General features: G+C 48.2%; 6 protein-coding genes and 1 pseudogene. 4 read left to right on the forward strand and 3 right to left on the reverse strand.

Annotated features, from left to right (window positions below; all coding sequences use genetic code 11):
• Positions 1-221 precede the first annotated feature (221 nt).
• The 3 genes from phnX to phnW form a co-directional block, all read right to left on the reverse strand.
• Positions 222-1,037, reverse strand: a complete 816-nt coding sequence (phnX, locus tag KIV40_RS17030; protein WP_285350385.1) for a phosphonoacetaldehyde hydrolase — start codon at positions 1,035-1,037, stop codon at positions 222-224.
• Positions 1,038-1,121: 84 nt separating this feature from the next.
• Entirely contained in the window at positions 1,122-2,501 is a 1,380-nt protein-coding gene (locus KIV40_RS17035; protein ID WP_285350386.1) for an aspartate aminotransferase family protein, read from the reverse strand.
• 26 nt (positions 2,502-2,527) lie between these two features.
• Positions 2,528-3,631 carry a 2-aminoethylphosphonate--pyruvate transaminase gene (phnW, locus tag KIV40_RS17040; RefSeq protein ID WP_285350387.1) on the reverse strand — a complete coding sequence of 368 codons (1,104 nt, stop codon included), beginning with the start codon at positions 3,629-3,631 and terminating at the stop codon, positions 2,528-2,530.
• 266 nt (positions 3,632-3,897) lie between these two features.
• On the opposite strand from phnW, the gene KIV40_RS17045 reads away from it, so the two are divergent.
• The 4 genes and pseudogenes from KIV40_RS17045 (at position 3,898) to phnR (ending at position 9,357) form a co-directional block, all read left to right on the forward strand.
• A complete protein-coding gene (locus KIV40_RS17045; protein WP_010645353.1) occupies positions 3,898-4,908 on the forward strand; it encodes a putative 2-aminoethylphosphonate ABC transporter substrate-binding protein in 1,011 nt (336 codons plus the stop codon).
• A gap of 1,395 nt (positions 4,909-6,303) precedes the next feature.
• Positions 6,304-7,410: a putative 2-aminoethylphosphonate ABC transporter ATP-binding protein gene (locus KIV40_RS17050; RefSeq protein ID WP_005535044.1), complete on the forward strand. Its 1,107-nt coding sequence runs from the start codon at positions 6,304-6,306 to the stop codon at positions 7,408-7,410.
• Positions 7,411-7,433: 23 nt separating this feature from the next.
• Positions 7,434-8,643: pseudogene (locus tag KIV40_RS17055) on the forward strand (ABC transporter permease subunit).
• 9 nt (positions 8,644-8,652) lie between these two features.
• On the forward strand, positions 8,653-9,357 hold the full coding sequence (gene phnR / locus KIV40_RS17060) for a phosphonate utilization transcriptional regulator PhnR (protein WP_005442366.1): 705 nt from the start codon (positions 8,653-8,655) through the stop codon (positions 9,355-9,357).
• The last annotated feature ends 223 nt before the right edge of the window (positions 9,358-9,580 follow it).

A 9,580-nucleotide genomic window follows, 5' to 3' on the forward strand; every position in this document is an offset into this window, starting at 1 on the left:
CTTCGAGGGTCTTTAAGTTGTGCTTGTCCAAATTGTTCTTGTGCCCAAAGTTTAGCGTCTGAGTGTGTCATCTTAGTGTTTCAGTAAGGATTGCTAAGTGATCAGATCACACACACTTGAAAGAGTTCAAAAAAAATCCCCAAGCTACAAGCTTGGGGATTTGTGTATAAGAGACAGCACGTGAGGGGCGTTTGTTTTCACTTATTGGTGGAAGATGAAGATTACGGACGTTCACCTGCTGCTAGGCGACGTTCGATATCTGCCAACACTTCAGGGAAGTCAGCGATCGTATCGATGAGGTAGTGCGGCGAGCTCTTGAGCAATTTTGCACGCGCTTTTTCACGAGCAGCATTAAGCGTTGCTTCGTCCGCAGCTTGGTATTCTTCAAACGTCAGACCTGCTTCGTTACCAGAAAGCAGCAAACCAACGGTCCACATACCGGCGTTGTGACCTTCGTCGATGCCTGGGGCTGCGTCATCCACTTTGATACACGCGTTAACGTCCGTTACATTCAGCTCAATCACGTTCTTCAGTGCCATAAATGGTGCTGGGCGACCACCTTGAGGCAGGTCATCCGTTGCTACTACGTAATCCGGTTTGTATCCGTAATCCGCCGCCACTGGAATCAGCACGTCCATCACTTGGCGGGGGTAACCAGAACAAGAACCGATCTTTATGCCTTTGTCTTTCAGATCGTTTACAACTTCAATCGCATTAAGGATTGGCTCTGCGTGGTCTGCCACTTTTGCTTTTTGCAGCGGCATAAATGCTGCGTAGATAGCGTCGATGTCTTCGCTGGTCATTGAGCGACCAAACTTCTCATTCCAGCGCTTATCAACGGCAGGAATACGACCCACAGCTTGAATGTGATCCCACTTACCAAGCCCCATTGGTTCGCGCGCTTCTTCAAGGTCGATTTCAAAATCAAAGCCTTGTTTGAACGCTTCCACAAAGATACTGGTTGGCGCAAAAGAGCCGAAATCGACGATAGTGCCAGCCCAGTCAAAGATCACTGCTTGAATTGGTGAGTTGCTCATGTTCAATCCTTTTTCTTTCTTGCTTGCGAGAGCGCTTGCCTACACGTCGGAACTGCGCTCAGGATAAATTGGTTTTTGTTGAGGTTAGAAGTAGTTAAAGTCTTTACACACTTTGGCGATGGCTTCTTCGAAGATCGCCAACGCTTCTGTCAGTTGTTCGCGAGTGATGATCAGCGGTGGGCTGAGTTGAATCACGTTACCCTGCGATACCTTGAAGCTCACGCCATTGTTGAGGCATTGGTACAACACAGCTTCCGCTTCGTCATACGCACGTGCTTTGCTTTCGTGGTCAGTGACCAGCTCAATGCCCCACAACATGCCGATGCCACGAACATCGCCAATCACTGGGTACTTGGCTTTCATCTCTAGCAGCTTCTCACGCATGAACTGGCTGTCGGCTTTGGCTTTATCTAGCAAGCCCTCTTGCTCGATGGCTTCCATGGTTGCCAGCGCGGCAGCACAACCGATAGGGCTTTTCTCATGAGTGTAATGACCCATTGAGATTTGCTCGGCGGTGTTGTATTTGTCTTTGGTTACCATGGCTGCGATAGGCACTAAGCCTCCGCCCAAGCCTTTACCGATGCAGAGCATATCTGGCTCGATGTCGTAGGCTTGGTAGGTAAACCATTCTCCGCTGCGACCCATGCCATTCGGGATGTCGTCGATGATCAACATGACATTGTGTTTGTCACAGATTTCTCGAATGCGTTTCCAGTAGGCTTTGCTCGGCACTTGTACGTCGGTATTACGAACTGCTTCTGCGATAAACGCGCCCACGCCGCCTTCTTTCTCAATCACGTATTCGAGGTAATCGGCGTAATGTACGTCGCTGCCGTCCGCGACTGGGAAAGCACCACGGTAAGATACGGCTGGTGGGATGCGCTCAACACCTGCCATTAATGGTCCCATACCTTGGCGGAAACACGCTTCGCCGCCCACAGAGATGGCATCCAACGATGCGCCGTGGAAGGAATCCCACAGAGACACCACCTTGTAGTTGCCCGTGATGTGGCGCGCTAATTTAAGTGCCATGCCAACCGCAGATGTGCCACCCGGAGCAAACAGCACGCGATTCAATTCGCCGCCACAGATTTGGGTGAGTTTTTCGGCACATTCAATCGCAGTTTCATTGGTAAAACGACGTGGTGAAAACGGCAGTTTGGCAATTTGCTCTTGCACGCGGTTAATCACATGCGGATGACCATAGCCCAGCTGATGGACGTTATTGCCATGGAAGTCCATGTACTTTTTGCCGGTAGCATCTTGGATGTAGATGCCTTCTGTAGTTTCCAAGGTATCTAAGCAAGGCGTTGACATGGCTTGATGAAGAAAGACCTCCGAATCACGCTTAAGCAATGCTTGCGTGCGTTTTTCGTCCATCGATGCATTCCAAGCTTGGCGTGCCGGTGTCGTGTTGACATCACCTTCGCTGCGGAAATGGGTGGGTTTGATATTCTGAGTCATAACGCTTTCTCAATCAGAAGGCTGCTTTAGGCAACTTGCCAATACATTGCTTTTTCAATCGCACCGATTAAGCGCTCGATATCTGCTGGGTAAACTTCACCAATGTTGCCGATGCGGAAGCAATCTGCGTTCGATACCTTACCCGGATAAATCACGAAGCCCTGCTCTTTCAAACGTGTGTAGAACGCTTTGAACTGGTAATCACTGTGTGTCGGAGAGTAGAAAGAAGTGATGATTGGCGAGTGAAGGTCATCACTCAGTAGCGGCTTGAAACCCAGAGAACGCATACCTGCAACCAGTGTTTTCTGGTTAGTTTGGTAACGGTGATGACGAGCTTCAATGCCGCCTTCTTGTTCCAGCTCTAACAATGCTTGATAGAAAGCGCGAACCGTGTGCGTTGGAGATGTGAAACGCCATTTGCCGTGGTTCACTTCCATGCAACGCCATTGGTCGTAAAGGTCAAGGCTCAAAGAACGTGCCTGACCTTGGCACTTTTCTAGCTCTGTTTGTTTCGCAATCACAAAGCCAAAGCCCGGCACGCCTTGAATACATTTGTTTGCAGAGCTGATCATAAAATCGATGCCAAGCTCTGCGATATCGATAGGAATGCCACCAAAGCTCGACATGGCATCAAGAATCACCACTTTATCGTGTGCTTTTGCCGCGGAAGCAAATGCCTCAATTGGATTCAGCATGCCAGTGGTTGTCTCACAGTGAACAATCGCCACGTGTGTGATCGCAGGATCCGATGCCAATGCAGTTTCCACCTCGTTCAAGTGTGGCTGTGATGTTTCGCCTGGGGAAACTACATGGCATGGAATATTTAGGTAATCAGCGATCTGAGCGATACGCGCACCGTAAGCACCGTTGTCGACAACCAACAATTTTCCATCTTTGTCAATGGCGCTGCCAATCGTCGCTTCTACCGATGCGGTGCCGCTACCTTGCATTAGTACGCTGGTGTAGCCGTCTTGCTCCGTCGCCAGTTTTACAAGCTTAGTGCGGATCACTTCTACAATGTCTTTGTTGTATTCATCATCCCAAGTACACCAGTCTTTTAGCATGGCTTCACGTACTGTTTCAGAAGTAGATAGAGGACCTGGAGTCAGTAGTAGGTATTCGTTTTTCATCTCGATTTCCATCAGAATAGGCTAATTGGTCTACACCAAATTTCAAGTTCACTCTAGCGAGGAAGAAAAGGGCAGTAAACAGGCGAACCTTCAATTTCATAAAACTTTAATATCCAGAAAATGGCGGATCAATTGAACGATTATTCAGCGCGAATTTTCGTAAAACTGCCATTTAATGGTCATGATTTCGTCACAAAGGCTCAGTAGGGTGTATATCGTCAACTGGTACAGACCAAGTTGAAACTTAGCCAAATTAACTGGAGAAAATGATGAAAAACCGTTTGATGAAAGGATCGCTGGCTGCACTTGTCTCTCTGCTAGCTACGAATGCAATGGCTGCACAGGAAGTCACGGTTTACACCGCTTTCGAAACTGACATTCTTGCTAAATACAAGTCTGCGTTTGAGAAAGATAACCCAGATATCAAGATTAAGTGGGTTCGCGATTCCACCGGTATCATGACGGCGAAATTGCTGGCAGAAAAGAACAACCCTCAAGCGGAAGTGGTTTGGGGTCTGGCTGGCTCGTCAATGGCACTGCTTAAAGATGAAGGTCTTCTTAAGCCTTACACACCAAAAGGTTTGGAAGAGCTGCATGCGAACCTAAACGACCCTCAATCAAACCAAGCTTGGTTCGGTAACGATGCGTTCTTTAACGCAGTTTGTTTCAACGAAGCGGTAGCGAAACAACTTAACCTACCGAAACCAACGTCTTGGGAAGACCTAACGAAGCCGGTTTACAAAGGTCACATTGCAATGCCTAACCCAGCGTCTTCGGGCACTGGCTACATGCAGGTTTCTGCTTGGCTACAAAACATGGGTGAAGCTCAGGCATGGAACTACATGCGTGACCTAGATAAGAACATTGCACACTACACGCACTCTGGCTCTAAGCCATGTGTTCAAGCGGGTATGGGTGAAGTGGCTATCGGTATCTCGATGGCGAGCCGCGGCGCGAAGCTGAAAACACAAGGCGCACCACTAGCGGTTATCACACCAAAAGGCATCGGCTGGGAATCAGAAGCCGTTGGTCTTGTAAAAGAGTCGGATGCAGCGAAACGCGTTGTCGACTGGTCAATCTCTAAAGCTGCAAACGAGCTTTACGTAGAAATGTACCCAGTGGTTGCACATAAAGAAGTGAAAGCGACTGTGTCTAACTTCCCGAACGTTCAAGAGAACATGGCGAAGATGGACTTCGCGCAAATGGGCAGCAAGCGTGCAGAGATTCTAGCGGCATGGTCTGAGAAGTTCGACGCGAAATCAGAGCCAAAGTCTTAATTGAATTTGCTTTGAGTTGAATGCTGAAATCCACTTCGGTTGAGGTGGATTTTTTGTTTTTAGAAGAGGTGAGGGTAAAAAGCCTAAAAGTAGCAACCCCACCTAACCTCCCCTTGGCTTCAACTTCGGGAGACTATAATAGTCGTGCTGGTAAAGGGGAGGGACTGGTTCTGCATTCGCGGATAGTTTAATTCGCAATGCAACATCCAACGCGCTTCAAGTAGATTCTGAATACTCGCCTAGGCTCCTTCAGAATGACGTCGGGAAAGCACAGAGCTTACCGCAGCAAAGAATAGCTCTCCCCCTTGATAAACACATTCAAATGCTTGGCAAATCATGCCGAGAAAAGGGGGAGTTGGAGGGGGTTGTAGGCACCGAATCAAACGTTAAACAACCAACCCCACCTAACCTCCCCTTAGCTTTAACTTCACGGGACTACAATAGTCATGCTGGTAAAGGGGAGGGACTGGTTCAGTATTCGAGAAAAATTCAATTCAAAATGCAACATCCAACGCGCTTCAAGAAGATTCTGAATACTCGCCTAGGCTCCTTCAGAATGACGTCGGGAAAGCATGGATCTCACCGCAGCAAAGAATAGCTCTCCCCCTTGATAACCACACTCAAATGCTTGGCAAGCCATGTCAAGAAAAGGGGGAGTTGGAGGGGGGTGTAGGCACCGAATCTAACGTTAAAGCTGCAACCCCACCTAACCTCCCCTTGGCTTTAACTTCCCGGGGACTACAACAGTCATGCTGGTAAAGGGGAGGGACTGGTTCAGTATTCGAGAAAAATTCAATTCAAAATGCAACATCCAACGCGCTTCAAGTAGATTCTGAATACTCGCCTAGGCTCCTTCAGAATGACGTCGGGAAAGCACCGAACTCACTGCAGCAAAGAAAACTCTCCCCCTTGATAACCACATTCAAATGCTTGGCACACCATGCTGAGAAAAGGGGGAGTTGGAGGGGGTTGGAATCGCACCTAACTCAACGTTAAACATCCAACCCCACCTAACCTCCCCTTGGCTTCAACTTCGGGAGACTATAATAGTCGTGCTGGTAAAGGGGAGGGACTGGTTCTGCATTCGCGAATAGTTTAATTCACAATGCAACATCCAACGCGCTTCAAGAAGATTCTGAATAATCGCCTAGGCTCCTTCAGAATGACGTCGGGAAAGCACAGAGCTTACCGTAGCAAAGAAAAACCCTCCCCCTTGATAACCAGATTCAAATGCTTGGCAAACCATGCCGAGAAAAGGGGGAGTTGGAGGGGGTTGCAAGCGTAGAAACAAACCTCACCGCCCTTCATCTATTTGTCATCTTCTGGCTATAAATTTGTCATTGGAACGTAACACTCCAAAACTAAAGTTGGTATATACCATTTGGAGCGTGTGTTATGTCAACTAACCAACATTACCTAAATATCGAAAATGTAGTGAAGCAATTCGGACAGTTCACTGCATTAAAGAAAATCTCGCTAGCGATTGAGAAGGGCGAGTTTGTTTGTTTTCTTGGTCCTTCTGGCTGCGGTAAAACCACTCTGCTACGTGCCATTGCAGGTTTAGACTTGCCAACGTCTGGTGCGATTTTTCAAAACGGTCAAGAGACCACATTCCTACCACCAGAGAAGCGCGATTTCGGTATCGTATTCCAATCTTACGCGCTGTTTCCGAACCTAACTGTACAAGAGAACATTGCAGTGGGTTTGAAGAATCAAGGAATGTCGACCAAAGAAGCGTTAGAGAAGGTGGATTACTGGCTAGAAACCATTGGTCTTCCAACCTCCGGCGAGAAATTCCCTAACCAACTTTCTGGTGGTCAGCAGCAGCGTGTGGCACTTGCTCGCGCATTGGCGTTGTCTCCGGGTCTACTGCTACTTGATGAGCCGCTGTCAGCGCTGGATGCAAAAGTACGTGTTCACTTACGTGACGAGATTTGTAAGCTGCAACGTAAGCTTGGCATCACCACCATCATGGTTACGCACGATCAGGACGAAGCGCTGTCGATGGCGGATCGTATCGTGGTAATGAACCATGGTGTGATTGAACAAGTCGGCACACCTCAAGAGATCTACCAACAACCAGCCACGCGCTTTGTCGCTGAGTTTGTCGGCAGCATGAACTTTATTGAAACCTCAGTCGCAACGGACTCCCAAGTACGGATTGCCGAAACCCTGATGTCAGCGCCAAGCTTGACCAATCGTAAGATTCAACGTGGTGACCGCTTCGACCTTGCGGTGCGCCCTGAAAGCATCAAGTTCGTTGAAAACTACACCAACTCTTTACCTGTGCGAGTTACCGCAACCGAGTTTCTGGGGGCGTTTTTCCGCATTGATTGCGTATTGCAAAACGACAGCTCAACGAAAACCATCGTCGTGGATGTTCCTGTGGAAACGGTTCAAAAACTCAATATCAAGGCGGGCGATGTACGTTACATCCAGTTTGCTGAAGAAGGGCTGCATGGTTACGCCGTGCCCTCGGTTGATAAAGCGCTAGCAGCGTAGGTGTAAACATGGATGCGAAGACAATGACGATGAATAGCCTGACCACACAAGACAAAGCAAAATCCCTACTCGGACGTGTCAGCCGCGACAACCTTGTGTTGTTTGGTTTGCTTGCTGGCTTGTCGACCATGATGGTGCTGTTCATCTTAATGCCGCTTTGGGCAATGTTGACCAAGAGTGTGCAAAATGCCAATGGCGAATTTGTCGGATTGGCAAACTTTGCGACATACTTTTCTTCTTCAAGCTTGTGGGTGTCGGTAGGCAACACCTTCACTTTGGGCGTGATAGTGACCTCGGTAGTCGGTGTGCTTGCGTTTGGTTATGCCTACGCGCTAACTCGTTCATGTATGCCGTTTAAAGGTTTGTTTCAAATCCTAGGAACTGCACCAATCCTTGCGCCTTCGTTGTTGCCGGCGATCAGTTTGATCTTCCTTTTCGGTAATCAAGGCATTGCCAAAGAGATGCTGTTAGGAAACTCGATTTACGGCGTGATTGGGATCTCGATGGGTTTGATTTTCTGGACCTTCCCTCATGCATTGATGATCTTAACCACTTTGCCGAAATGAGCACTTACGGTTGGAGCCCATTCTTCAACTCGCTAACACTGGCAGGTTGGGTTGGACAGCGGTTATTGGTACAGCCATCATCTTTGTCGGTGCTTACTGCATTGAGAAAGGGCGTGCGTTTGGTCCAATTCGTCAGGTGATGCAAATGCTCAGTGTGGTGCCAATGGCGGTTCCGGGTATGGTGCTTGGCTTGGGTTACATCTTTTACTTCAACGATGCGAACAATCCTCTGAACGTGCTTTATGGCACCATGGCATTCTTGGTAATTAACACGGTAGTGCATTACTACACAGTGGGTCACATGACCGCCCTGACAGCGTTAAAGCAGCTGCCATCGGAGATTGAAGCCATTGCGGCATCGGTGAAGCTTCCTCAATACAAGTTGTTCTTTAAAGTGACATTACCTGTGTGTTTACCTGCGATTTTGGACATTGCGACTTACTTGTTTGTTAATGCATTGACCACCACTTCTGCGGTAGTATTCCTTTACTCAACCGATACGATTCCGGCTTCGGTCTCGATTCTGAATATGGACGATGCAGGTCAAACTGGCGCTGCAGCGGCAATGGCGGTGATGATCATGATGGCTGCCGCAATTGCGAAGATTGTTCAGATGACTTTGGGTAAATTGTTAGAGAATCGCACACAAGCTTGGCGCAAAAGATAAGGACACTTCGTGCAATACGTAAAAATTAAAGATTCGATTGTTGAACAGATTGAAGCGGGCATGCTATCGCCGCGTCAAAAACTGCCAGCAGAGCGTAAGTTGGCGGAGTCGTTCGATACTACACGCGTCACTTTGCGTGAAGCTTTATCACTGCTGGAAGCAGAAGGTCGAATCTATCGCGAAGATCGCCGAGGTTGGTTTATCTCACCTGAGCCATTGCGTTACGACCCTACCCAAACGCTGAACTTCCCGAACATGGCGAAAGCGCAAAATCGTGTGCCAAAAACGGAGTTGGTCGCAGCAAAAGGGACGTTGGCAAACAAACAAGCCGCGCGCTTGCTGGACTTGCAACCTTTCTCGGACGTGTATCGAGTCGACCGTGTTCGATATCTTGAAGACAGACCAGTAGTATTCGTAACAAACTACATTCGCCCAGAGCTGTTTCCGAACCTGCTGGACTACGATTTATCAAATTCACTGACGGATATTTATCGCGATCATTATGGAGTGACGTATCAAAAGATTCGCTACCGCATTTCAACCAGCACTTTGTTGGGTGAAATGGCTCAGGCACTGCGCGCGACAGCTGGCACTCCCGCGATGGTGGTGGAGCGCATCAACTATAACCAGCACGGTGAGTTGATTGATTGCGATATCGAGTATTGGCGACACGATGCCATCAGCATTGAATCTCTGGCGGAACTCAATCGTTAAGTGGATTGTCCCATCATCTAAGGCTCCATCTCGGCTGTCTCTTATACACAAATCCCCAAGCTTGTAGCTTGGGGATTTTTTTTGAACTCTTTCAAGTGTGTGTGATCTGATCACTTAGCAATCATTACTGAAACACTAAGATGACACACTCAGACGCTAAACTTTGGGCACAAGAACAATTTGGACAAGCACAACTTAAAGACCCTCGAAGAACACAGCGCCT

Source organism: Vibrio sp. D173a (assembly GCF_030248475.1).